General features: G+C 38.3%; 41 protein-coding genes. 5 read left to right on the forward strand and 36 right to left on the reverse strand.

The features are described from left to right. Positions 1–151: 151 nt before the first annotated feature. On the forward strand, positions 152–1114 hold the full coding sequence (fmt, locus tag A9G32_RS08775) for a methionyl-tRNA formyltransferase (protein WP_065589716.1): 963 nt from the start codon (positions 152–154) through the stop codon (positions 1112–1114). A 40-nt stretch (positions 1115–1154) separates the two neighbouring features. On the opposite strand, the gene tehB is transcribed toward fmt, so the two are convergent. Continuing rightward, positions 1155–2015 carry an SAM-dependent methyltransferase TehB gene (tehB, locus tag A9G32_RS08780; protein WP_065589717.1) on the reverse strand — a complete coding sequence of 287 codons (861 nt, stop codon included), beginning with the start codon at positions 2013–2015 and terminating at the stop codon, positions 1155–1157. 190 nt (positions 2016–2205) lie between these two features. Between tehB and fabI the strand changes: the two genes are divergently transcribed. From fabI to A9G32_RS08800, 4 genes are all read left to right on the forward strand, one after another. Further along, complete coding sequence (fabI, locus tag A9G32_RS08785; RefSeq protein ID WP_034911124.1) at positions 2206–2994, forward strand: enoyl-ACP reductase FabI; 789 nt, start codon at positions 2206–2208, stop codon at positions 2992–2994. Positions 2995–3161: 167 nt separating this feature from the next. Beyond that, positions 3162–3737 carry a peptidylprolyl isomerase gene (gene slyD, locus A9G32_RS08790; RefSeq protein WP_065589718.1) on the forward strand — a complete coding sequence of 192 codons (576 nt, stop codon included), beginning with the start codon at positions 3162–3164 and terminating at the stop codon, positions 3735–3737. Positions 3738–3913: 176 nt separating this feature from the next. Then, positions 3914–4585: a RadC family protein gene (gene radC / locus A9G32_RS08795; RefSeq protein ID WP_065589719.1), complete on the forward strand. Its 672-nt coding sequence runs from the start codon at positions 3914–3916 to the stop codon at positions 4583–4585. A 54-nt stretch (positions 4586–4639) separates the two neighbouring features. Next, complete coding sequence (locus A9G32_RS08800; protein ID WP_034911129.1) at positions 4640–4843, forward strand: SlyX family protein; 204 nt, start codon at positions 4640–4642, stop codon at positions 4841–4843. A gap of 175 nt (positions 4844–5018) precedes the next feature. On the opposite strand, the gene rplQ is transcribed toward A9G32_RS08800, so the two are convergent. From rplQ to iscR, 35 genes are all read right to left on the reverse strand, one after another. Beyond that, entirely contained in the window at positions 5019–5405 is a 387-nt protein-coding gene (gene rplQ, locus A9G32_RS08805; protein ID WP_065589720.1) for a 50S ribosomal protein L17, read from the reverse strand. Positions 5406–5434: 29 nt separating this feature from the next. Then, on the reverse strand, positions 5435–6424 hold the full coding sequence (locus A9G32_RS08810) for a DNA-directed RNA polymerase subunit alpha (protein ID WP_034911133.1): 990 nt from the start codon (positions 6422–6424) through the stop codon (positions 5435–5437). 25 nt (positions 6425–6449) lie between these two features. Next, on the reverse strand, positions 6450–7070 hold the full coding sequence (gene rpsD / locus A9G32_RS08815; protein ID WP_034911134.1) for a 30S ribosomal protein S4: 621 nt from the start codon (positions 7068–7070) through the stop codon (positions 6450–6452). A gap of 41 nt (positions 7071–7111) precedes the next feature. Then, entirely contained in the window at positions 7112–7501 is a 390-nt protein-coding gene (gene rpsK / locus A9G32_RS08820; RefSeq protein ID WP_025314405.1) for a 30S ribosomal protein S11, read from the reverse strand. Positions 7502–7516: 15 nt separating this feature from the next. Further along, positions 7517–7873, reverse strand: coding sequence for a 30S ribosomal protein S13 (rpsM, locus tag A9G32_RS08825; protein WP_025314404.1), 357 nt, complete (start codon positions 7871–7873; stop codon positions 7517–7519). A gap of 169 nt (positions 7874–8042) precedes the next feature. Continuing rightward, positions 8043–8156, reverse strand: a complete 114-nt coding sequence (gene rpmJ, locus A9G32_RS08830; RefSeq protein ID WP_025314403.1) for a 50S ribosomal protein L36 — start codon at positions 8154–8156, stop codon at positions 8043–8045. 26 nt (positions 8157–8182) lie between these two features. After that, complete coding sequence (secY, locus tag A9G32_RS08835; protein ID WP_065589721.1) at positions 8183–9523, reverse strand: preprotein translocase subunit SecY; 1341 nt, start codon at positions 9521–9523, stop codon at positions 8183–8185. 8 nt (positions 9524–9531) lie between these two features. After that, positions 9532–9966: a 50S ribosomal protein L15 gene (gene rplO / locus A9G32_RS08840; protein WP_065589722.1), complete on the reverse strand. Its 435-nt coding sequence runs from the start codon at positions 9964–9966 to the stop codon at positions 9532–9534. A 5-nt stretch (positions 9967–9971) separates the two neighbouring features. Beyond that, entirely contained in the window at positions 9972–10151 is a 180-nt protein-coding gene (rpmD, locus tag A9G32_RS08845; RefSeq protein WP_025314400.1) for a 50S ribosomal protein L30, read from the reverse strand. Positions 10152–10157: 6 nt separating this feature from the next. Next, positions 10158–10658, reverse strand: a complete 501-nt coding sequence (gene rpsE / locus A9G32_RS08850; protein ID WP_034911141.1) for a 30S ribosomal protein S5 — start codon at positions 10656–10658, stop codon at positions 10158–10160. Positions 10659–10672: 14 nt separating this feature from the next. Continuing rightward, complete coding sequence (gene rplR, locus A9G32_RS08855) at positions 10673–11026, reverse strand: 50S ribosomal protein L18 (RefSeq protein WP_025314398.1); 354 nt, start codon at positions 11024–11026, stop codon at positions 10673–10675. Between the two features lie 9 nt (positions 11027–11035). Beyond that, positions 11036–11569: a 50S ribosomal protein L6 gene (gene rplF, locus A9G32_RS08860; RefSeq protein ID WP_034911144.1), complete on the reverse strand. Its 534-nt coding sequence runs from the start codon at positions 11567–11569 to the stop codon at positions 11036–11038. 11 nt (positions 11570–11580) lie between these two features. Then, a complete protein-coding gene (gene rpsH / locus A9G32_RS08865; protein WP_065589723.1) occupies positions 11581–11973 on the reverse strand; it encodes a 30S ribosomal protein S8 in 393 nt (130 codons plus the stop codon). A gap of 17 nt (positions 11974–11990) precedes the next feature. Continuing rightward, a complete protein-coding gene (rpsN, locus tag A9G32_RS08870; protein WP_025314395.1) occupies positions 11991–12296 on the reverse strand; it encodes a 30S ribosomal protein S14 in 306 nt (101 codons plus the stop codon). Between the two features lie 11 nt (positions 12297–12307). Beyond that, entirely contained in the window at positions 12308–12847 is a 540-nt protein-coding gene (rplE, locus tag A9G32_RS08875; RefSeq protein WP_025314394.1) for a 50S ribosomal protein L5, read from the reverse strand. Between the two features lie 17 nt (positions 12848–12864). Further along, positions 12865–13179, reverse strand: a complete 315-nt coding sequence (rplX, locus tag A9G32_RS08880; RefSeq protein WP_065561017.1) for a 50S ribosomal protein L24 — start codon at positions 13177–13179, stop codon at positions 12865–12867. Between the two features lie 10 nt (positions 13180–13189). Further along, positions 13190–13561 (reverse strand): 50S ribosomal protein L14, encoded by a 372-nt coding sequence (gene rplN, locus A9G32_RS08885; RefSeq protein ID WP_025314392.1) that lies wholly within the window; start codon positions 13559–13561, stop codon positions 13190–13192. A gap of 196 nt (positions 13562–13757) precedes the next feature. After that, positions 13758–14018: a 30S ribosomal protein S17 gene (gene rpsQ, locus A9G32_RS08890; protein WP_034911151.1), complete on the reverse strand. Its 261-nt coding sequence runs from the start codon at positions 14016–14018 to the stop codon at positions 13758–13760. 1 nt (position 14019) lies between these two features. Continuing rightward, entirely contained in the window at positions 14020–14211 is a 192-nt protein-coding gene (gene rpmC / locus A9G32_RS08895) for a 50S ribosomal protein L29 (protein WP_034902373.1), read from the reverse strand. Continuing rightward, positions 14212–14622, reverse strand: coding sequence for a 50S ribosomal protein L16 (rplP, locus tag A9G32_RS08900; RefSeq protein WP_034911153.1), 411 nt, complete (start codon positions 14620–14622; stop codon positions 14212–14214). 12 nt (positions 14623–14634) lie between these two features. Then, positions 14635–15372, reverse strand: a complete 738-nt coding sequence (gene rpsC / locus A9G32_RS08905) for a 30S ribosomal protein S3 (RefSeq protein ID WP_065561018.1) — start codon at positions 15370–15372, stop codon at positions 14635–14637. A 14-nt stretch (positions 15373–15386) separates the two neighbouring features. Beyond that, positions 15387–15719, reverse strand: coding sequence for a 50S ribosomal protein L22 (gene rplV, locus A9G32_RS08910; RefSeq protein WP_034947997.1), 333 nt, complete (start codon positions 15717–15719; stop codon positions 15387–15389). A 13-nt stretch (positions 15720–15732) separates the two neighbouring features. Then, entirely contained in the window at positions 15733–16011 is a 279-nt protein-coding gene (rpsS, locus tag A9G32_RS08915; RefSeq protein ID WP_024496505.1) for a 30S ribosomal protein S19, read from the reverse strand. Between the two features lie 19 nt (positions 16012–16030). Beyond that, entirely contained in the window at positions 16031–16855 is an 825-nt protein-coding gene (gene rplB / locus A9G32_RS08920) for a 50S ribosomal protein L2 (protein WP_034911158.1), read from the reverse strand. Between the two features lie 18 nt (positions 16856–16873). Then, positions 16874–17176, reverse strand: a complete 303-nt coding sequence (rplW, locus tag A9G32_RS08925; protein ID WP_034885052.1) for a 50S ribosomal protein L23 — start codon at positions 17174–17176, stop codon at positions 16874–16876. Further along, a complete protein-coding gene (rplD, locus tag A9G32_RS08930) occupies positions 17173–17775 on the reverse strand; it encodes a 50S ribosomal protein L4 (RefSeq protein WP_034911160.1) in 603 nt (200 codons plus the stop codon). The genes rplW and rplD overlap by 4 nt, the downstream gene beginning before the upstream one ends. A 16-nt stretch (positions 17776–17791) precedes the next feature. After that, positions 17792–18418 carry a 50S ribosomal protein L3 gene (rplC, locus tag A9G32_RS08935; protein WP_065589724.1) on the reverse strand — a complete coding sequence of 209 codons (627 nt, stop codon included), beginning with the start codon at positions 18416–18418 and terminating at the stop codon, positions 17792–17794. A 31-nt stretch (positions 18419–18449) separates the two neighbouring features. Continuing rightward, positions 18450–18761: a 30S ribosomal protein S10 gene (rpsJ, locus tag A9G32_RS08940; protein ID WP_006120582.1), complete on the reverse strand. Its 312-nt coding sequence runs from the start codon at positions 18759–18761 to the stop codon at positions 18450–18452. Positions 18762–19128: 367 nt separating this feature from the next. Further along, positions 19129–19467 (reverse strand): ISC system 2Fe-2S type ferredoxin, encoded by a 339-nt coding sequence (gene fdx / locus A9G32_RS08945; RefSeq protein WP_065589725.1) that lies wholly within the window; start codon positions 19465–19467, stop codon positions 19129–19131. A 14-nt stretch (positions 19468–19481) separates the two neighbouring features. Continuing rightward, a complete protein-coding gene (gene hscA / locus A9G32_RS08950; RefSeq protein ID WP_065589726.1) occupies positions 19482–21341 on the reverse strand; it encodes a Fe-S protein assembly chaperone HscA in 1860 nt (619 codons plus the stop codon). Positions 21342–21377: 36 nt separating this feature from the next. Further along, positions 21378–21896, reverse strand: a complete 519-nt coding sequence (gene hscB, locus A9G32_RS08955; RefSeq protein ID WP_065589727.1) for a Fe-S protein assembly co-chaperone HscB — start codon at positions 21894–21896, stop codon at positions 21378–21380. Positions 21897–21911: 15 nt separating this feature from the next. After that, positions 21912–22235 (reverse strand): iron-sulfur cluster assembly protein IscA, encoded by a 324-nt coding sequence (gene iscA / locus A9G32_RS08960; protein ID WP_065561024.1) that lies wholly within the window; start codon positions 22233–22235, stop codon positions 21912–21914. Further along, positions 22235–22621 carry a Fe-S cluster assembly scaffold IscU gene (gene iscU, locus A9G32_RS08965; protein WP_034911174.1) on the reverse strand — a complete coding sequence of 129 codons (387 nt, stop codon included), beginning with the start codon at positions 22619–22621 and terminating at the stop codon, positions 22235–22237. Before iscU ends, iscA begins: the two co-directional genes overlap by 1 nt. 15 nt (positions 22622–22636) lie before the next feature. After that, the gene (locus A9G32_RS08970) at positions 22637–23851 is read right to left on the reverse strand and encodes an IscS subfamily cysteine desulfurase (RefSeq protein WP_065589728.1); all 1215 of its coding nucleotides are present in this window, start codon (positions 23849–23851) and stop codon (positions 22637–22639) included. Positions 23852–23889: 38 nt separating this feature from the next. Beyond that, the gene (gene iscR / locus A9G32_RS08975) at positions 23890–24345 is read right to left on the reverse strand and encodes a Fe-S cluster assembly transcriptional regulator IscR (protein ID WP_065589729.1); all 456 of its coding nucleotides are present in this window, start codon (positions 24343–24345) and stop codon (positions 23890–23892) included. Positions 24346–24483: the final 138 nt, after the last annotated feature.

Raw genomic sequence — 24483 nt, forward strand, 5'->3', positions numbered from 1 at the left:
AATTACACAACATAACCTAATGTATATAAATATTATCAAATTTAATACCAACTAAAGATGTTTATCATATCTATGAGTTTTTTTGATTAAAGATTCTCACTAAAATTTCGGGTATAATTCAGATAAATTTTTGATTATGGACATAACACTTATGCCACATGCAACTAAACCTTTAAATATTATTTTTGCTGGTACACCCGATTTTGCTGCAACTCATTTAAAAGCTCTGATTAACTCACGCCATAATGTAATTGCTGTTTTTACGCAACCAGATCGCCCTGCAGGTCGTGGTAATAAATTAACAGCAAGCCCTGTTAAACAATTAGCTGTTGAGCATAATATTCCTGTTTATCAACCAGCAACGCTTAAATCCGAAGAAAATCAAAAAATCATTGCTGAATTAAATGCTGACATTATGGTTGTTGTTGCTTATGGACTTATTTTGCCACAAGCTGTACTTGGTATACCTAGATTAGGTTGCTTAAATGTGCATGGTTCGTTATTACCCCGTTGGCGAGGTGCTGCGCCAATTCAACGTGCATGTTGGGCAGGCGATGAAGAAACAGGCATTACCATTATGCAGATGGATGCAGGGCTTGATACGGGTGATATGCTTTATAAGCTTACCTGTCCTATTGAGCAATCCGATACTAGCGCATCACTGTATGAGAAACTCGCAAAACTCGGTCCCCAAGGCTTGCTTGATACATTAGAGTTAATCACTGAAGGAAAAATCCAACCTGAAAAACAAGATGAGGCGCAAGCAACCTATGCCGAAAAGTTGTCAAAACAGGAAGCTAAACTTGATTGGAATTTGCCTGCCGTGCAACTTGAACGTTGCGTTCGGGCTTTTAACCCATGGCCAGTGAGTTATTTTGAGGTTAATGGTGAGCCTGTAAAAGTATGGCAAGCCCATGTGGTAAAAATGGATTCAAAACAGACGGCTGGCACAATTTTGCAAGCCAATAAAAATGGCATTTGTATTGCAACCAGCAACGGCGCATTGAATATGATACTTTTGCAACCTGCTGGGAAAAAACCGATGTCTGCCCAAGATTTGTTAAACTCACGCAAGGCTTGGTTTACAGTTGGCGAAAAACTAAATACACTTTAATCAAATATATTAAATTACAGGATGATATATCCTGTAATTGTTATCTCTTTTTAGCCAATAAGGTTGCAAACCTTAATTTAATTCGGTTTCCATGTATATCTGTTTTATGCAATTGTCCAATATCTTCGTTATATTTTAGTATTTCCCAATCTTGGTAATATTGGTGCAACTCGTTTTCTTTAAAAGTAAATGAAAACCCAACAGAGCAAGGATAATCAGACGTAGACATGGCGCTGACAATTAAATTATATCCCCCTGATTTGGTCATTTTTTGCATGTTATTAATAATAGCTGGAATTCTTTCGGGTTGTAAAAACATCATGACAACGGTCGAAAAAATAAAATCATATTCGCCCGGTAAATTTGCTTGATTGATATCGTAAACCATTGCATTAATGTGCTTAAGGTTATCATCATTAATGATTTTTTGTAAGTTTCCAATACTGAGCTCTGATTTATCAATCGCGGTAACATCAAAGCCTTGTAACTGCAAGTAAAGTGAATTACGACCTGAACCACAACCTAAATCCAATGCCTTTCCTGTTTGGATAATCTTTGTTGCGTTAATTACCTCGGAGTGGGTTTTGGTCATTTGGTATTTTTTTTGAGTATAATCCTCAGGCAAACAGTAAAATGCTAACTGGCACTGTAAGTCATCTGATATTTCGGCTATACGGTGCCATTGCTGTGGCAATATAAATGGCGGTTGCTGCTGAGTATCAAAACAATGCTTAGTAATCACTTCGTCTTGTTCGGTTAACATTTCAAAACCAATACTTCCTTTTAAAATTTCTAACTTCGCCCATGTACCAATTTGGGTATTATGCTTTTTACGCAACAACGCAGGTAATGTATCAGCATTCCAAATAGGCAATGTTTTGTAACAAACTAAATTATTCAAATTGGTACCTCCTATAAAAAAACAATAGTTGACTATTATAGTAGGATATTAATATGGTAAACAATCATTTATTTTAGACAATAAAATAAAAACCTATCAACGAAAATAAATTTATAGTGGCGAAGTTGGCTTGATCAACATATAATCGTCACCATCCTAGACTATATAGTGAAAATTAGAGGAATAATTTATGGGATTTTTAACAGGTAAACGTATACTCGTTACGGGTGTTGCAAGTAATCGTTCAATTGCTTACGGTATTGCACAAGCAATGCATCGTGAAGGCGCTGAACTCGCTTTTACTTACCAAAATGATAAATTAAAAACACGCGTTGAAGAGTTTGCCGCTGATTTTGGTTCTAAAATCGTTTTACCTTGCGATGTTGCTCATGATGAAAGCATCTCTGAACTATTTTCTGAACTTGCAAAAACTTGGGATAAATTTGATGGTTTTGTTCATGCTATTGCTTTCGCACCAGGTGATCAATTAGATGGCGATTATGTTAATGCCGTTACCCGCGAAGGTTTTGCTATTGCTCACGATATTAGCTCTTATAGCTTCGTTGCTATGGCTAAGGCATGTCGTTCAATGCTAAATCCAAATTCAGCATTAGTGACACTTTCTTATCTTGGTGCTGAGCGTGCAATCCCTAACTATAATGTAATGGGACTTGCTAAAGCCTCACTAGAAGCAAATGTGCGTTATATGGCAAATGCTATGGGTCCTGAAGGTGTCCGTGTTAATGCAATTTCAGCAGGCCCTATTCGTACACTGGCGGCATCGGGTATTAAAGATTTCAAAAAAATGTTATCTCACTGTGAATCAGTAACACCAATCCGTCGCACTGTGACAACCGAAGATGTGGGTAATTCAGCAGCATTTTTATGTTCAGATTTAGCATCAGGTATTACAGGTGAAGTCATTCACGTTGACGGTGGATTTAGCATCGCTGCGATGAATGAATTAGAACTTAAATAAGCTGCTCTCAGTGTGTGTGAAAAAGGCGCTAAACCATAAATGTTTGCGCCTTTTTTATTTTATTTTTTGGTAAGTTTTGAACAAAAATATAAAATTTAGAATACTTATACTCTTTTTTCCGTTAAAATCTAATGTAATTTGCTCAATAAAAGTTTGTTGGAGAAAAAATGAAAATAGCAAAAAATACAGTGGTTAGTTTAGCATACCAAGTTCGCACTAAAGACGGTGTTTTAGTTGATGAAGCAACTACGACAGCGCCATTAGAATATTTACATGGTTCAGGTAACTTGCTACAAGATCTTGAGAACGCATTAGATGGTCACCAAGTTGGCGACAAATTTGACGTTGAGCTAATTAATGCTTACGGGGATTTTAATGATGCTCTTGTACAAAATGTTCCTCGTGACGTTTTTGTTGGTGTAGATGAACTTGAAGTTGGTATGCGATTTTTTGCTGATACCGAGCATGGTTCTTTACCCGTTGAAATCACCGCTATCGATGGCGATACCATCACTATTGATGGAAACCATATGTTAGCTGGACAAGATTTACAATTTAACGTTGAAGTATTGGCTATTCGTGAAGCTACTGAAGATGAAATTGCTCACGGGCATATTCATGGTGAGCATGGTCATGATCACGGAGATGGCGGTTGTGGCTGTGGTGGCCATTCTCATGAAGACGAAGATGATGAAAACACAGGCTGCTGTGGCGGTGGCCATGGTGGCTGCGGTTGTCACTAATTCTTAATTAATTCAAATTAAATTTTAAAAGCGCTATATAGCGCTTTTTATTTACTTCTGTTTTGTGTTTTTGCTTAATAAGTTGTGAAACAACTCCCAATATTTTAAATTATCATTTTGCTTTGCTAATTTTTCCTTTAATAATCTCTATTTTACGATTATTGGGATCTGCAACTATGCCTTCACAACCAATAGCATTAATGCCACGTGAAAAGCTTTTAAAATTTGGCGTTGAAGCACTCAGTGATACTGAATTACTTGCTCTTTTTTTACGCACTGGCACTCGAGATTTGCCCGTTTTGGAACTGTCACAAAAGCTATTAAATGAGTTTGGTTCTTTTTATAATTTAATTAATGCAAGCCATAGTGATTTTTGCAAGAAGAAAGGATTGGGAACGGCTAAATATACACAATTGAAAGCAGTTGTTGAACTTTCTTATAGATATTTAAAAGTTAAAATGACTACCGATAATTTTTTGACATCATCATCTTTGACACATCACTATTTAGCTAGTCGATTGGCTAATAAAGATCGTGAAGTTTTTATGGTTATTTTTTTAGATAATCAAAATCGCGTCATAGCATCAGAAGATATGTTTGTCGGTACCTATAATTGTGTTGAAGTCCACCCAAGAGAAGTTGTTAGACGAGCATTACAACATAACGCAGCCGCATTGATTCTAGCTCATAATCATCCTTCAGGTGTGGCAAAACCTAGTCAGGCAGATCGCCATCTTACACAAAAAATAGAAGAAGTTTGTGAATTGGTTGATATTCGAGTCATAGATCATATTGTTATAGGTAAAGGTGAATATTTCTCTTTTGCAGAGCATGGATGGATTTCGTAGCTATTTTTACTTACAATGTAATTTAATCAACTAATCTATATATGAATTTATTTTATGAACCAGCAATTAGAATTACTTGAAACCAAAGTAGCTTTTCAAGAAATCACCATCGAAGAACTTAATCAAATGGTAACTAACCTTCAAGCTGATGTTAGCAAATTAAAAGAACAATTGACGTTATTGTCTCAAAAACTACAGGCAACACAACCTTCAAACATTGCTAATTTATCTGAAGAAACACCACCACCTCACTATTAATTGTATTTATGAGGTAAATAACTGTTGTTAACAATTATTTATTTAATAATTTTGTCTTGATCTCTTTTAGTTTTTAACTAATTTTAACTAAAGTTAGTAATTTGAGTTTTCAAATATAGTAAACATAAATAAAAAAACCGGCATATAGCCGGTTTTAATACACAATGATTTATTATTATTCAGCTGATGCTGCTTCTTCTACTGCAGGACGATCAACTAATTCAATATAAGCCATTGGAGCATTATCTCCATCACGGAAACCACATTTTAAAATACGTACATAACCGCCAGGACGGGTAGCAAAACGTGGACCTAAATCTGAAAATAATTTTTTAACTGTATCTTTATCACGGATACGAGCAAAAGCCAGACGGCGATTAGCTACGCTATCGCTTTTGGCTAGCGTAATTAACGGTTCAACAACACGACGCAACTCTTTTGCTTTAGGCAATGTAGTTTTGATGATTTCATGTTCAACAAGTGAACTTGTCATGTTACGAAACATTGCTTGACGATGGCTGCTATTTCGGTTCAGTTGACGACCACTTTTACGATGGCGCATAACTTTATCCTTCTTATATAAATTTTATCTTAGTCTTCAACAATACTTGCTGGTGGCCAATTCTCAAGACGCATGCCTAAAGATAAACCACGAGATGCGAGCACGTCCTTAATTTCAGTAAGTGATTTCTTACCAAGATTAGGGGTTTTAAGTAACTCAACTTCGGTACGTTGTACTAAATCACCAATATAATGAACTGCTTCTGCCTTTAAGCAATTAGCAGACCGAACAGTTAATTCCAAATCATCTACTGGACGTAAAAGGATTGGATCAAATTCCGGTTTATCTTCTTTAACTTCTGGTTGACGTACATCTCGTAAATCAACGAAAGCTTCAAGTTGTTCAGCCAAAATAGTTGATGCACGACGAATAGATTCTTCTGGATCGATAGTACCATTAGTTTCCATATCGATAACAAGTTTATCTAAATCCGTACGTTGTTCCACACGAGCAGCATCAACAGAATATGCAATGCGCTCTACAGGGCTATAACATGCGTCAACTAACAGACGACCGATTGGTCGTTCTTCATCTTCTGACTTAACGCGAGCAGAAGCAGGGACATAACCACGTCCTCGTTGTACACGAATACGCATACTAATTGAAGCATTGGCATCAGTAAGATGACAAATCACTAAATCAGGATTAACAATTTCAACATCACCATCATGAGTGATATCAGATGCTGTTACTGCACCTATGCCCGATTTGTTTAAAGTCAGCATAACATCATCTTTCGTATGTACACGTACTGCTAATTTTTTTAAATTAAGCAGAATATCAAGTACATCTTCTTGAACGCCTTCTTTAGTACTGTACTCATGCAGAACACCGTCAATTTCAACTTCGGTTACTGCATATCCCGGCATAGATGATAATAAAATGCGGCGTAGTGCATTACCTAAAGTATGGCCAAAACCACGTTCTAGTGGCTCTAAAGTCACTTTAGCATGTGTTTGGCTGTATTGAACAACATCAACTAGGTGAGGTTTTAAAAACTCTGTTACAGAACCCTGCATTATGTCCTCTCTTAAGTGCTAAACTTTACTTAGAGTAAAGTTCGACGATCAAATGTTCGTTGATATCAGCAGATAAATCTGAACGTTCTGGTAAGCGTTTAAATACACCTTCCATTTTGCTAGCATCAACTTCTAACCATGTTGGTTTTTCACGTTGTTCAGCTAGCTCTAAAGCGGCTTTAATACGTGCTTGTTTTTTTGATTTTTCGCGAACACTAATCACATCTTCAGGTGAAACTTGATAAGATGCAATATTCACAACACGACCATTAACAAGAACAGCTTTATGACTAACTAATTGACGAGCTTCAGCACGAGTTGCACCAAATCCCATGCGATAAACAACGTTATCTAAGCGACGTTCTAAAAGACCAAGTAGGTTTTCACCGGTATTGCCTTTAATTCGAGCTGCGCTTTTGTAGTAATTACGGAATTGACGTTCTAAAATTCCATAAATACGTCTAACTTTTTGCTTTTCACGTAACTGAACACCATAATCTGATAAACGCGGTTTACGCGCACCATGTTGTCCAGGAGCTTGTTCTAATTTACATTTACTATCAATCGCTCGGACACCAGATTTAAGGAATAAATCTGTACCTTCACGACGACTTAATTTGAGTTTTGGTCCCAAATATCTTGCCATTTTATTTCTCCAATAATCCTAAACATTCAATGTTTAAAAAATTAAACACGACGTTTCTTTGGTGGACGACAACCGTTATGAGGAATCGGAGTAACATCAGTAATGTTAGTGATGCGATAACCCGCTGCATTTAATGCACGAATTGTTGACTCACGACCAGGACCAGGTCCTTTTACCATAACTTCCAGATTCTTAATTCCGTAATCTTTGACAGCTTCAGCACAACGTTCTGCGGCCACTTGAGCTGCAAAAGGAGTTGATTTACGAGAGCCACGGAAACCAGAACCACCAGCGGTTGCCCAACCTAACGCATTACCTTGACGATCGGTAATAGTTACGATTGTATTGTTGAATGATGCATGAATATGAGCTATACCATCAGAAACTTGCTTTTTTACACGTTTACGTGTACGAACAGGTGTCTTTGCCATTTAATTATACCTCAATTATTTCTTGATTGGCTTACGCGGTCCCTTACGGGTACGAGCGTTAGTCTTTGTGCGTTGACCGCGAACAGGAAGTCCACGACGGTGACGCATGCCACGATAACAACCAAGGTCTAATAAACGCTTGATACTCATAGTTACTTCTCGGCGTAAATCACCTTCAACAGTGAATTTAGCGACTTGTTCACGTAACTTTTCAATCTGATCTTCAGATAGTTCTCTGATCTTAACATGTTCAGGAATACCAGCTTCAGCACAAATTGTCTTAGCTCGAGTATTTCCAATACCATAAATTGCTTGTAAAGCAATTACAGCATGTTGTTGATCAGGAATGTTAATGCCTGCTATACGGGCCACTATGCACTCCTTTATTGTTAATGTTTAGCAAATTCACCATACTGAAAAGCCCGTTTTCAGGATACTCAAACAGTGAATTTACAAATAAATCTAGGCTGGCTATTCTAGCCAGCTTTACTATACTTTGGCAAGAAAAATATGCAAAAGCTCAACTTTCCAGTTAAATAAATTAACCTTGACGTTGTTTGTGTTTACCTTCAACGCAAATAACACGAACGATGCCATTACGTTTAATGATTTTACAATTTCTGCATAATTTCTTGACTGAAGCACGAACTTTCATTTTTTTCTCCGTAACTTCTGGCTAACTTATCGGCCATAGCCTTTAAGATTCGCTTTCTTTAACACTGACTCATAACGATTTGGCATCATTAAAGTCTGTACTTGTGCCATAAAATCCATGATTACAACAACAACAATTAATAACGATGTCCCACCAAATTGAACTGGAACCTTCATTGCGCTTGTCATAAACATTGGAACCAAACATACAAAAGTAATGTAGATTGCGCCAATTAGCGTTAAACGAGTCATTACCTTGTCAATATACTTAGATGTTTGTTCACCTGGACGGATACCTGGAATAAATGCACCAGATTTTTTTAGCTGATCTGCTGTTTCTCTTGGGTTAAAAACCAATGCTGTATAGAAGAAACAAAAGAAGATAATCGCCGCAGCAAAAAAGATTATGTATAACGGTTGATCATGATTGAAGTATTGACCGATAAGTACAATAAAATATCTCCATCCTTCACCATCTCCTTGGAACCAAGAAGCCATCATTGATGGTAACATAGCAATTGTCGAGGCAAATATCGCTGGAATAACTCCTGCCATATTAATCTTTAATGGTAAGTGTGTACTTTGTGCAGCATAAACACGACGACCTTGTTGTCGTTGCGCATAGTTAACAACAATTCGTCGCTGACCACGTTCAACAAATACAACAAAATAAGTTACACCAACCACTAATGCAGCAACAACCAATAATAAAATCGGATGCAATGAACCAGAGCGAGCTTGTTCAAGTGTTTCATAAATAGCATGAGGAAGACTTGCCACAATACCAGCAAAGATAATGATAGAAATACCATTACCTACACCTCGTTCGGTGATTTGTTCGCCCAACCACATAAGAAACATAGTGCCAGTAACTAAGCTAACCGATGCGATAAAATAGAAAGAAAATCCTGGATTAATTACAACATGTTCATAACCAGGAATATTTGGTAAACCAGTTGAAATACCAATAGCCTGTACTATTGCTAAAGCAAGTGTGCCATAACGAGTGTACTGACTAATTTTTTTACGACCTGATTCACCTTCTTTCTTCAATTCTGCTAACTTAGGGCTAATTGCCGTTAATAACTGCACGATAATTGATGCGGAAATATAAGGCATTATCCCTAATGCAAAAATTGAAGCACGGCTTAAAGCACCACCAGAGAACATATTGAACATACCAACAATACCGTCTGACGATGCTCTTGTTAGTAAGTCCGATAACGCTTTAGTATCAATACCAGGAACCGGAATATAAGAACCAAGACGAAAAACAATAAGCGCTAAAAGCACAAACATCAAGCGTCTTTTAAGCTCACCACTACCGCCCCGTGTACTTTGAAAATCTAATCCTGGTTGCTTTGCCATCTTTCTAATTATTCCTCAATTTTTCCGCCAACAGCTTCAATTGCAGCTTTAGCACCTTTAGTTACTCGAATACCGCGAACAGTTACTGGTTTAGTTACTTCACCAGATAACATGATTTTTGCATATTCGATATGTGAATTAATCACATTTGCAACTTTTAAGCTATTTAGGTCAACAATATCGCCTTCGACTTTCATCAAATCTGAAAGACGAACTTGAGCTGTAACTTGAGCTTTACGTGAGGTAAAACCAAATTTTGGTAAACGACGATATAAAGGCATTTGACCACCTTCAAAGCCGCGACGAACGCCACCACCTGAACGAGATTTTTGACCTTTAATACCACGAGTACCAGTTTTACCTAATCCTGAACCGATTCCTCGACCAAGACGTTTTGGTGCATGCTTTGAACCTTCAGCAGGAGATAAAGTATTTAAACGCATTACTATTACTCCTCCACTTTAACCATGTAATAAACTTGGTTTACCATACCACGAATTGCAGGAGTATCCTCACGCTCAACAGTATGACCAATACGACGTAATCCTAGACCTACTAATGTCGCTTTATGCTTAGGCAGACGACCTATAGAACTACGAGTTTGTGTAATTTTAATTGTTTTTGCCATGGTTAATTACCCCAAAATTTCTTCGACGGTTTTACCACGTTTAGCAGCAACCATTTCTGGTGATTTCATACTTTCTAAGCCATCAATAGTTGCACGAACCACATTAATTGGGTTAGTAGAACCATATGCTTTAGCTAGAACGTTACGAACTCCAGCAACTTCTAAAACTGCACGCATCGCACCACCGGCGATAATACCAGTACCTTCTGATGCTGGTTGCATATAAACACGAGAGCCTGTGTGAGCACCTTTAACAGGATGCTGTAAAGTATCGTTATTTAAAGCAACATTAATCATATTGCGACGTGCTTTTTCCATTGCTTTTTGGATTGCTGCTGGCACTTCACGTGCTTTACCATATCCAAAACCTACGCGGCCATTACCGTCACCAACAACTGTTAGTGCAGAAAAACTAAAAATACGACCACCTTTTACGGTTTTAGAAACTCGGTTAACTGCGATTAGTTTTTCCTGCAGTTCACCAGCTTGTTTTTCGATGTTTGACATCTTTAACTCCTACCTTAGAACTGTAGGCCAGCTTCGCGAGCAGCATCTGCTAGCGCCTGAACTCGACCATGATATTGGAAACCTGAACGATCAAAAGAAACTTCTTTGATATCTTTCGCTAACGCACGTTCAGCAATTGCTTTACCAACCGCTGCGGCTGCGTCTTTGTTTCCAGTGTATTTTAAACTTTCACTGATAGCTTTTTCTAATGTAGAAGCGGCTGCCAGTACTTCTGATCCGTTTGGTGCGATAATCTGCGCATAAATATGACGCGGAGTGCGGTGAACCACTAAGCGAGTCGCAAGTAGTTCATGCATCTTGCGACGCGCTTTAGTTGCACGACGGATACGAGCTGATTTCTTATCCATAGTGTTACCTTACTTTTTCTTAGCTTCTTTAGTACGCACAACTTCATCTGCGTAACGAACACCTTTACCTTTATAAGGCTCAGGACGACGATAAGCACGGATATCAGCAGCTACTTGTCCAATTAATTGCTTATCAGTACTTTTTAGTACGATTTCAGTTTGAGAAGGACATTCAGCTGTTACACCTGCAGGTAATTGATGTTCAATTGGATGTGAATATCCAAGAGATAAACTAATTGTATTACCTTTTACTTGTGCACGATAACCGACACCAACTAACTGAAGTTTTTTAGTAAAACCTTCAGTAACACCAATAACCATTGAATTAATCAAAGCACGTGCAGTCCCAGCTTGAGCCCAAGCATCTGCAAAACCATCACGAGGAGCAAATTTAATTTGTCCTTCTTCTTGATTAATCACAACAGCATTATTTATTGTGCGAGATAATTCGCCATTTTTACCTTTAATCGTAATTACCTGACCATTGAGTTTTACCTCTACGCCAGCAGGAACAACGACAGGTGCTTTTGCAACACGAGACATTCTTTTCTCCCTTACGCTACGTAGCAGATAATTTCACCACCAAGACCTGCTTGGCGTGCTGCACGATCAGTCATAACACCTTTAGAAGTAGAAACGACTGCGATACCTAATCCTGCCATAACTTTCGGCAATTCATCTTTACGTTTATAAATACGTAAACCTGGACGGCTAACACGTTTGATACTTTCTACAACAGCTTTACCTTGGAAATATTTTAAAGTAATTTCCAGCTCCGGCTTAGTGTTACCAACAACTTTAAAGTCCCCAATATAACCTTCTTCTTTTAGCACATTGGCAATTGCCACTTTTAGCTTAGAGGAAGGCATGGTGACTGCAACTTTATTCGCAGATTGACCATTACGAATACGGGTCAACATATCTGCTATAGGATCTTGCATGCTCATCTATAACACTCCCCTGATTACCAACTTGCCTTTTTAAGACCAGGAATCTCACCACGCATGGCTGACTCACGAACCTTAATACGGCTTAAACCAAACTTACGAAGGACGCCATGAGGACGACCAGTTTGACGACAACGACGACGTTGACGTGATGGACTAGAATCACGAGGAAGCGTTTGCAATTTAAGCACTGCATTCCAACGATCTTCATCTGATGCATTAAGATCAGAGATAATCGCTTTTAATTCTTGACGCTTTGCAAAATATTTTTCTGCTAGCTTTACGCGTTTCTTATCGCGTTCAATCATTGATTGTTTAGCCATTATGCCCTACCTTACTTACGAAATGGGAAGTTAAAGGCAGATAATAAAGCTCGGCCTTCTTCATCTGATTGTGCAGTAGTGGTGATAGTAATATCTAAACCACGAACACGATCAACTTTGTCATAATCGATTTCAGGGAAAACGATTTGCTCACGAACACCCATGCTATAGTTGCCACGACCATCAAAAGATTTTGCGCTTAAACCACGAAAATCTCGAGTACGAGGAAGGGCAATATAAACTAGGCGCTCAAAAAATTCCCACATACGTTCGCCACGTAAAGTGACTTTACAACCAATAGGATACCCTTGACGGATTTTAAAACCAGCAACTGATTTGCGTGCTTTAGTGACTAGTGGTTTTTGACCACTGATTGCAGCTAAATCTGCAACAGCATTATCTAATAATTTCTTATCAGTAATTGCTTCACCCACACCCATATTCAAGGTGATCTTTTCGATCCGAGGGACTTGCATGACAGATTTGTAGCCAAACTGTTCTTGCAGTTTATTTACTACCTGTGCTTTGTAGTAATCATGCAGTTTCGCCATCGTACACTCCAAATTACTTAATTGATTAATTCATTAGTAGACTTATAAAAACGGACTTTTTTACCGTCTTCAATACGAAAGCCTACGCGATCTGCTTTGCCTGTAGCTGGATTAAAAATTGCCACATTAGAAACATTAATAGCTGCTTCTTTTTCAACAATTCCACCTTCTTGATTTAATGCAGGTACTGGTTTTTGATGTTTTTTCACCAAATTGATACCTTCAACAATCACTTTGCCTGTAGACAAAACACTCTTAACTTTACCGCGTTTACCTTTATCTTTGCCAGTTAACACGATAACTTCATCTTCTCGACGAATTTTCGCTGCCATTACCCGCTCCTTACAGTACTTCTGGTGCTAATGAAATGATCTTCATAAACTTCTCAGAGCGAAGTTCACGAGTGACCGGTCCAAAAATACGCGTACCAATCGGTTGCTCACTGTTATTATTTAAAATAACACAAGCATTGCGATCGAAACGAATGACAGATCCATCAGGGCGACGAACACCTTTTCTAGTACGCACAACAACAGCTTTAAGTACATCACCTTTTTTAACTTTACCACGCGGAATTGCTTCTTTAATGGTAACTTTGATGATATCGCCTACTGCTGCATAACGACGGTGCGATCCACCGAGAACCTTGATACACATTACGCTACGTGCGCCAGAGTTATCAGCAACATCTAGCCTAGTCTGTTCTTGGATCATTTTAATGCTCCGTATAAATTAATTATTGTCTAATCTACCTTCATCCACCTCAACTACCATGGATAAGAATAGACAACCAAAAACCCACTTACGTGAGGATGCATAGTATAACACCACTCAAATAAAATGGATAGCATAAAATAAACGGCCGTTCAGCCGTTTATTATATTATGTACAGTTTTCAATCAAAAAAAGATTAAATAACTGCTTTTTCAACGATTCGAACAAGAGTCCAAGATTTGGTTTTTGATAATGGACGACACTCTTTAATCTCTACAGTATCACCAATACCACACTCGTTGTTTTCATCATGTACATGCAATTTAGTCGTACGTTTAATGAACTTACCATATAACGGATGCTTCACTTTACGTTCAATAGCTACAGTAATAGATTTATCCATTTTGTCGCTAATAACACGACCTTGCTGAGTACGAATTTTTACTTCAGTAGTCATATTACGCACCCGCCTTTTCAGTTAATAATGTTTTAACTCGTGCAATATTACGACGCACTTGTTTTAACATATGAGTCTGTGTTAACTGACCTCCAGCTAATTGCATACGTAAGTTAAATTGCTCACGTAATAAATTAAGAAGTTCAGTATTTAACTCTTCAACGCTTTTTTCGCGTAGCTCTTTTGCTTTCATTTACATCACCGTCTTAATCACAAAGGTGGTTTTAATTGGCAGTTTTGCAGCTGCCAACGCAAATGCTTCACGAGCAACTTCTTCCGGTACACCGTCCATTTCATAAAGGACTTTACCTGGTTGAATCTGAGCAACCCAGTATTCAACGTTACCCTTACCTTTACCCATACGCACTGCAAGTGGTTTTTCGGTAATTGGTTTATCAGGGAAAACTCGAATCCAGATTTTACCTTGACGCTTAACTGCACGAGTCATTGCACGACGTGCTGCTTCGATCTGGCGCGCAGTCAAACGACCACGACCTACAGCCTTAAGACCGAATGTACCGAAACTAACGTCAGTACTCACAGCAAGACCACGATTGCGGCCCTTGTGCACTTTACGGAATTTTGTACGCTTTGGTTGTAACATCAGCGACGCTCCTTATTGTTTTCGGCCTTTTCGCTGCTTTTTCGGTTGAGCAGCAGGTTGTTTTTCTGCTTGTTCAACGGCAGCCATACCACCAAGGATCTCACCTTTGAAGATCCACACTTTAACACCAATAATACCATAGGTAGTTAATGCTTCAGATAAACCATAGTCAATATCAGCTCGTAATGTATGTAAAGGTACACGACCTTCACGATACCATTCGCTACGAGCAATTTCAGCACCGCCTAAACGACCACTTACTTCGACTTTGATACCTTTAGCACCCGCCTTCATTGCATTTTGAACCGCACGTTTCATAGCACGACGGAACATAACACGGCGTTCTAACTGAGAAGTAATGCTATCAGCAACTAATTTAGCATCAAGTTCTGGTTTACGAACTTCAGCAATATTAATTTGTACTGCAACATCACGTTTTTCTCTTTTGTCTTTATATTTATTGACAATAGAAGCTACGGCATTACGTAATTTTTCAACGTCCTCGCCTTTTTTACCAATCACGATACCCGGACGAGCAGTGTGAATAGTAATACGAACGTTAGTTTCTGCTGAACGGTCGATCACAATCTTAGAGATTGACGCTTGAGATAATTCTTTATTTAAGAATTCACGCACTCTAAAATCACTTTCTAAATTATCAGCGAATGTCTTTGTACCCGAATACCATGTAGATGTCCAAGGCTTGACAATGCCTAATCGGATACCATTTGGATTTACTTTTTGACCCATTGCTATTCTCCAGCCTAGCGATCTGAAACGATCACGGTGATGTGACTCGTACGCTTCAAAATTCGATCTGCACGACCTTTCGCACGAGGCATAATACGCTTCATGGTTGGGCCTTCATCTACGAAAATCTTCGCAACTTTTAGATCATCAATATCAGCACCATCGTTATGCTCTGCGTTAGCAATAGCAGACTCTAATACTTTTTTAACAAGTACAGCCGCTTTTTTATTGGTGTACGTTAAAATATCTAGTGCCTGAGACACATTCTTACCGCGAACAAGATCTGCAACTAAGCGAACCTTTTGTGCAGAAGAACGAGCGTGGCGGTACTTTGCAATTGTTTCCATCTCTTTCTCCTACTTATTTCTTCTTAGCTTTCTTATCAGCCGCATGGCCGCGATAAGTACGAGTCGGCGCGAATTCACCCAATTTATGACCAACCATTTCGTCGGAAACATAAACTGGAACGTGCTGACGACCATTATGGACAGCGATGGTCAAACCGATCATGTTAGGAAAGATCGTTGAACGACGGGACCAAGTACGAATTGGTTTCTTGTCCCCGCTTTCCACCGCTTTCTCTACCTTCTTCAGCAAGTGTAGGTCAATAAAAGGACCCTTCTTGAGAGAACGTGGCATAGCTAATCCTCTATATTAATTATTTCTTATTGCGACGGCGAACAATATACTTATCAGTACGTTTGTTGCTACGCGTTTTCAATCCTTTGGCTTTTTGACCCCATGGAGACACAGGATGTTTACCAAAGTTACGACCTTCACCACCACCATGTGGATGGTCTACCGGGTTCATTGCTGTACCACGAACAGTAGGACGAACACCACGCCAACGCGTTGCACCCGCTTTACCTAATACACGAAGCATATGCTCTGAATTACCAACTTCACCAATAGTGGCACGACAATCAGATAATACTTTACGCATTTCACCTGAACGTAGACGTAATGTTACATAAGCACCATCACGCGCAACGATTTGAACATAACTACCAGCAGAGCGAGCAATTTGTCCGCCTTTACCTGGTTTCATTTCAATATTATGCACAGTAGAACCGACTGGGATATTGCGCATTGGTAAACAGTTACCTGTTTTAATTGCTGCATCAACACCAGATTGGATCTGATCACCTGCTTTTAAGCCTTTAGGCGCTAAAATATAACGGCGTTCACCGTCTTTATATAAAACCAATGCAATATTTGCACTACGGTTTGGATCATATTCCAAACGTTCAACAACTGCTGGAATACCATCTTTATTACGCTTAAAGTCAACAATACGATAATGTTGTTTATGACCACCACCAATGTGACGGGTAGTGATACGACCATTATTATTGCGACCACCAGTTTTGCTTTTTGAATCAAGCAACGGTGCATAAGGTTTACCTTTATGCAACTCTGGGTTAACCACTTTAACAACGTGGCGACGACCCGGAGATGTAGGTTTACACTTAACAACTGCCATTGTTCTTACTCCTCCGAATTACTCAGCGACGCCAGCAAGGTCTAAATTTTGACCTTCTGCTAAAGTAACGTAAGCTTTTTTCCAGTCGCTACGGCGACCGATTTGTTGACCACGACGTTTAACTTTACCTTTAACAACAAGTGTATTAACGTCATCTACTTTAACTTCAAATAGTTGTTCAACTGCGGCTTTAATCTCTCTCTTAGTAGCATCTTTAGCAACTTTCAATACTAATGTATTTGTTTTTTCCATTGAAATAGATGCTTTTTCAGAAACATGTGGTGCTCGCAGGACTTTAAGCAGACGCTCTTCACGAATCATGCTAACATCTCCTCTACTTGTTTAACGGCATCAACTGTGATAACCACTTTGTCAAATGCAATCAAACTAACTGGATCAATACCTGCCACATCACGCACATCAACTTTATGTAAGTTACGTGCTGCTAAGAAAAGATTTTCATCAACTTCAGAAGCGATAATAAGAACATCATTAAGATTCATATCGTTTAATTTCTGAGTTAATAATTTAGTCTTAGGTGCTTCAACAGTAAATGTTTCAACCACAACTAAACGTTCTTGACGCACTAATTCAGAGAAAATACTCTTTAATGCACCACGATACATTTTACGGTTAACTTTTTGGCTATGATCTTGTGGTTTTGCTGCAAATGTTACACCACCACTGCGCCAGATTGGGCTCTTAATTGAACCTGAACGAGCACGACCGGTACCTTTTTGACGCCATGGTTTTTTACCTGAACCAGCGATTTCTGCACGAGTTTTTTGTGCGCGAGAACCTTGACGAGCAGCAGATGCATAAGCAACAACTACTTGATGAACTAACGCTTCATTAAACTCACGTCCGAAGGTAGTTTCGGAAACAGAAAGCGCTTTCGCGTCTTTTACTACTAATTCCATCTCTATCTCCTCGACGTTAAGCCTTGATTGCCGGTTTAACAATTACGTCACTATTGATTGCGCCAGGAACTGCACCTTTAATTAATAAAAGATTACGTTCAGCATCAACACGTACAATATCTAAGTTTTGAACAGTTACACGTTCATTACCTAGGTGACCTGCCATTTTACGACCTTTAAACACTTTACCCGGAGTTTGGTTTTGACCAATAGAACCATGACCACGGTGTGCCAAAGAGTTACCATGAGTAGCATCTTGAGTACGGAAATTCCAACGTTTAGTAACGCCAGCAAAACCTTTACCTTTAGATGTTCCAGTAACATCAACTTTCTTAACGTCAGCGAAGATATCAACGTTAATACTTTGACCTACAGAAAATTCGCCTTCTTCAAAACGGAATTCCCATAGACCACGACCAGCTTCAACGCCAGCCTTAGCGAAATGACCTGCTTCAGGTTTGTTTACGCTGCTTGCTTTTTTACTGCCAGTAGTAACCTGAATAGCTTGATAACCATCATTCTCAAGTGTTTTAACTTGAGTAATGCGGTTGCTTTGAACTTCAACTACGGTGACAGGAATAGAAACACCATCTTCAGTGAAGATACGCGTCATTCCTACTTTACGACCGATTAAACCAATCATTGTTTCGACCTCTCAATCATTCAGCTTAGGATTAACCTAAACTGATCTGCACATCAACACCGGCAGCAAGGTCTAGACGCATTAAAGCATCAACTGTTTTTTCAGTTGGCTCAACAATATCAACTAGACGCTTATGAGTGCGAATCTCGTACTGATCACGCGCATCTTTATTTACGTGTGGAGAAATCAATACAGTGAAACGCTCTTTGCGTGTCGGTAATGGAATAGGACCACGAACTTGCGCACCTGTGCGCTTCGCAGTTTCTACAATTTCAGCAGTTGATTGATCAATCAAACGATGATCAAACGCTTTTAACCGGATACGGATTCTTTGGTTCGACATGAGACCAGAGCTCCATTATTTAAAAGTTATAACAAAAGACTACTCCTCTTTCCCTGTTTCGATTGACAGGAGAGTGTAATCCGTTCTTTTTCGTAACCCCCAAATCGGGAGTATTGTTGATATAATTAGCTATTTCTTATATAACAATTATATCTTTTTCTCATTTGCTTACATAAAGGCAATAAACAAAGTGGGGCAATTATACTCTGTTAGTTAACTAACGGCAAGAAATAAATACAGATATTTGGGTTTAAAGATGGGAAGCTTTTTCTGGTTATTAATTTACAATTACCAAATTTCAATCAAATAACCAGATTTAATGTTATTTTTATATTAACCCATAATGGATAATCATTATGATAATTTACTAATGATCTTCTTTGGCATGATTAAGGCTATATCTTGGGATTTCGACCTCTAAATCTTCATTCGTGACACGAGCTTGACAGCTTAAACGACTATGCGGTTCAACTCCCCAAGCTTTATCTAACATATCATCTTCTTGCTCATCGCTTACTTCAAGCGAATCAAATCCCTTACGCACAATACAGTGGCATGTTGAACAAGCACATGACATTTCACAAGCATGCTCGATTTCAATATCATTGCGCAATGCCACTTCTAAAATGGATTCGCCTTCTTGGGCATCAACAGTTTTTCCATCTGGACAAAGCTCCGTATTCGGTAAAAAAGTAATTTTTGGCATAATAATCTCGTTAGTTAAATATCATCAACGTTATGGCCAGTTAACGCATGTCGAATTGACCTATCCATTCGCTTAGCTGCAAAATTTTGTGTTACTTTATCAACAATTTTAATTTGTTTTTCAATTGCATAACTGTCATTTGACTCACTTACAGCTTGTAATTGATGCTTAGCAATTAAAATATGGTTTAGTTCACTTTCATCTAATAAGTCAGCATCTTTATCTAAAGCACTTTGCAAGCTTTCAAGCACTCTAGCTGCCTCAACTTTTTGTTCAGCAAGTATTCGAATCTGTTTATCTTGCTGTGCGTAACTGATTGAATCTTGAATCATATCGGCAATTTCATTATCAGTCAGTCCATATGAAGGTTTTACTTGGATAGCAGCTTCAATACCCGTTGATTTTTCCATTGCTGTTACACTTAATAAACCATCAGCATCAACTTGGAAAGTCACCCTAATGTGCGCACCACCAGCAGGCATTGCTGGAATACCTTGCAGAGTAAAACGAGCCAAAGATCGACAATCAGCAACACTTTCACGTTCTCCTTGTAAAACATGAACCATCATCGCAGTTTGACCATCTTTAAAAGTTGTAAACTCTTGAGCTCTTGCACACGGAATTGTACTATTACGTGGAATAATTTTTTCGACCAATTCACCCATGATCTCAATGCCTAACGACAATGGGATCACATCAAGCAATAACATATCTGAATCGGGTTTATTGCCAACCAAAATATCGGCCTGAATAGCTGCACCAATAGCAACTACTTTATCAGGATCGATAGATATCAAGGGATTAGTTTTAAAATAATTCCCTACTAATTCTCGCACTAATGGCACACGAGTAGAGCCGCCAACCATAACAACTTCAACTACTTCATCCACATTAATCTCGGCATCTTTCAATGCACGGCGACAAACAGCTAAAGTGCGTTTAACCAATGGCTCAATTAATTGTTGAAATTGCTGGCGAGTAATAGTCAAAGATTGATTATCCAGAGAAAATACAGCTAAATCTTGCTCACTTAATAAAATCTTTATTTCGGTAGCTTGGCTACTGATTTTTTGATTAATATAAGGATCTATATTATTAGTTAATCCTAATTTCTCTTTTATATAGTCAGCAAGTAGCCGATCAAAATCATCACCACCAAGAGCTGAGTCACCACTAGTTGCTAGAACCTCAAAAACACCTTTATTTAAGCGTAAAATAGAAATATCAAAAGTACCGCCACCTAAATCATAAACAGCGATTATACCTTCCTTCCCTGAATCTAAACCGTACGCAATCGCAGCGGCTGTAGGTTCATTAAGTAGGCGCAATACATGCAAGCCAGCTAATTTGGCAGCATCTTTTGTTGCTTGCCGTTGTGCATCATCAAAATAAGCTGGCACAGTAATAACCACACCATCAATTTCACCTTGTAAGCTCTCTTTTGCTCGCTCAGCTAACGCTGTCAAAATTTCTGATGAAACTTGTATTGGATTTACTTGCTCATTAGGCAAATTTAATAAAGGAACACCATTTTCAGTTTGTGAAAAAGTATAAGGAAATTGTGATAAATCTATATCAGATAAACTTCGCCCCATTAATCTCTTAATAGAGCTAACTGTATTTTGCGGATCATTCACAGCATTATCTTTGGCATTTTTTCCAATCGTGATAACAAAGTTATCATCATGATCGATGCCATAATGCACAACGGATGGCAATAGCGGATTACCTTCTAAATCAGGCAATACCTCTGCTTGTCCACTTCGTACCGTTGCTACTAATGAATTAGTTGTACCAAGATCAATTCCTACAGCAAGGCGGCGATGATGTGGTAGTGGAGTTTGTCCTGGTTCGCTGATCTGTAATAATACCATTTAATCTATCTCTATCGATATGTTACTTATCTTAAATTATAAATCAAATTGCTTTTCTTGTAACTTTTCGATTTGTTCAATCAATCTGGCAAGATAGCGAATTTTATAGATCTGATTAAGTGCTTTTGACCAATCTTGATTAGTAATAAATTGTAATAATTCGTTATAGACTATCTTTTGACGAGCAACAATCTCAGCATAAAAATCATCTAATAATTCAAAATTATCTTTACGTTCGATATCATCAAGTCTTTCACGTAAAACAAATTGCTCCATTAAAAAATCAGTATCATGAATAATACTTTGTTCAGTTGCTACGTCAAAACCTTGTAGAGATAAAAAATACTCAGCGGCTTTAATTGGATTTTTTAACGTATGATAACCATCATTAATGTTTGCTGACTTTTGAACAATTGCCACTTTATCAATATCGTTTCCAACAGCAAAATTATCTGGATGATATTGCTTTTGTAATTGCTGATAATGAGTTGTTAGTTGAGCGACATCCACCGGCAATTGAGCTGGCAAACTAAATAGCTCGAAGTAATTAACCATAATTATTGTGTCCGATTACACATTAAAGCTTTCGCCACAGCCACATTCGTGCTTCGTATTAGGATTATTAAACTTGAAACCTTCATTTAATCCTTCTTTAACAAAATCAAGTTCAGTACCATCAATATAAACTAAGCTTTTTTTATCCACGATAACTTTGACATGTTTATCTTCAAAGACACTATCATCATCATTAATCACATCGGCAAACTCTAAAACATAAGCCATACCAGAGCAACCAGATGTTTTAACACCTAATCGTAACCCAACACCCTTTCCGCGATTAGCCAAAAAGGCTTGAACACGATCAGCTGCGCTATTAGTCAATGTGATTGCCATTAACGTTGTCCTTTTTTGGTTTTGTAGTCATCAATAGCAGCTTTAATTGCATCTTCCGCTAGAATTGAACAGTGAATTTTAACCGGTGGTAAAGCAAGTTCTTTAGCAATATCCGTATTTTTGATAGCTTCTGCTTCGTCTAATGATTTACCTTTTATCCATTCTGTAACCAAAGAACTTGATGCAATTGCACTACCACAACCATAAGTTTTAAACTTAGCATCTTCAATAATACCGTTGTCATTCACTTTGATTTGTAGACGCATCACATCACCACACGCTGGTGCGCCAACCATACCACTACCAACATTAGGATCATTTTGATCAAACGAACCAACATTACGTGGGTTTTCGTAATGATCAACAACTTTTTCACTATATGCCATAATTTACTCCCAATTTTAATGTGCTGACCATTTAATCTTTGTTAAATCAACGCCATCTTTAAACATTTCCCAAAGAGGCGATAAATCCCTTAATTTCCCAATAGATTCTCTGATTAATTTAATGACATAATCAATTTCTTCTTCTGTGGTAAAACGACCAATAGAAAATCGAATTGAACTATGAGCCAGCTCATCATTAAGCCCTAATGCTCGTAATACATAAGACGGCTCTAAACTCGCAGATGTGCATGCAGAACCAGATGAAACAGCTAAATCTTTTAAAGCCATCATCAACGATTCACCTTCAATGTAAGCAAAACTCACATTTAAGATATTTGGCACACTGTGCTCCAAAGAACCATTTAAATAAACCTCTTCAATGTCTTTTAAACCATCCCATAAACGATTTTTTAAAGCCAATAAACGAGGCATTTCAGTAACCATCTCTTGTTTAGCTATATGATACGCTTCACCCATGCCCACAATTTGATGCACAGGTAAAGTACCAGAGCGCATACCTCGTTCATGACCACCGCCATGCATTTGAGCTTCAATACGAACACGCGGTTTACGCCTTACATAAAGCCCACCAATACCTTTTGGCCCATAAATTTTATGACCAGAAAATGACATTAAATCAACTTTTAAGTTAGCTACATCAATTGGTAATTTACCAACAGACTGGGTTGCATCAACATGAAAAACAATGCCTCTTTCACGGCACATCTCACCAATTTTTTCGATGTCTTGTATTACACCCGTTTCATTGTTGACATGCATAATTGATACAACGGTTGTATCACTACGCATAGCCGTTGCAAGTTTATCAAGATCAAGGAGCCCATCGGATTCTGGCGTTAAATAAGTTACTTCATAACCTTCTCGCTCAAGTTGGCGACAAGTATCAAGCACAGCCTTGTGCTCAGTTTTACAAGTAATAATGTGCTTACCTTTGGCTTGATTAAAATGAGCGGCACCTTTAATTGCTAAATTATCAGCTTCAGTTGCCCCTGACGTAAAGACAATTTCGCGTGAATCAGCACCAATAAGATCGGCAATTTGATTACGGGCAATATCAACGGCTTCTTCAGCTTGCCAGCCAAATTTGTGGGAACGAGATGCTGGGTTACCGAATATACCGTCTGGCGTTAAATACTGCATCATTTTTTCAGCAACTCTAGGATCTACAGGCGTTGTCGCTGCATAATCCATATAAATAGGTAGTTTCATTAATTACTCCCAATGAAAAATTCTGTATTCTATTTTTATTAATTAATTTGAACGTGTTGTATATTACTTTGTCGGCTAGCAACAGCTTTAACTTCTTTATTATTGACCAATTCACTCAATGTAATGCTAGTTAAAAAGTCCTCAATTCGTTCACTTAAATCATTCCACAGTGTATGGGTTAAACATCTAACACCGCCTTGACATCCATCTTGCCCGTGACATTTTGTCGCATGCACTGTTTCATCGACAGCTTTAACAATTGAACTAATAGCAATTTGATCCATAGAACGACTCAGTATATAACCGCCACCAGGGCCTCTAACACTGCGCACCAAACCATTTTTTCGTAATCGAGCAAACAATTGTTCAAGATAAGAAAGTGAAATTTCTTGACGTTCTGAAATATCAGCTAGTGATACCGGTCCTGAATCTGCATGTAAAGCAACATCAAGCATTGCTGTCACCGCGTATCGCCCTTTTGATGTCAGTTTCATTGAGCATTCCTTTATATGTGTGTATGCATATTGTATATATCCTTTCGATTTAGTCAAGTATTTAGTTGAGTGTTTTAGTAGGAATTAAACCGCAGTTCATTATCGACGAATCATAGCTTAATATGCTAATCTAATAAA

Source organism: Gilliamella sp. Gris3-2 (assembly GCF_001690345.1).
Taxonomy (GTDB): Bacteria; Pseudomonadota; Gammaproteobacteria; order Enterobacterales; family Orbaceae; genus Gilliamella; species Gilliamella bombi.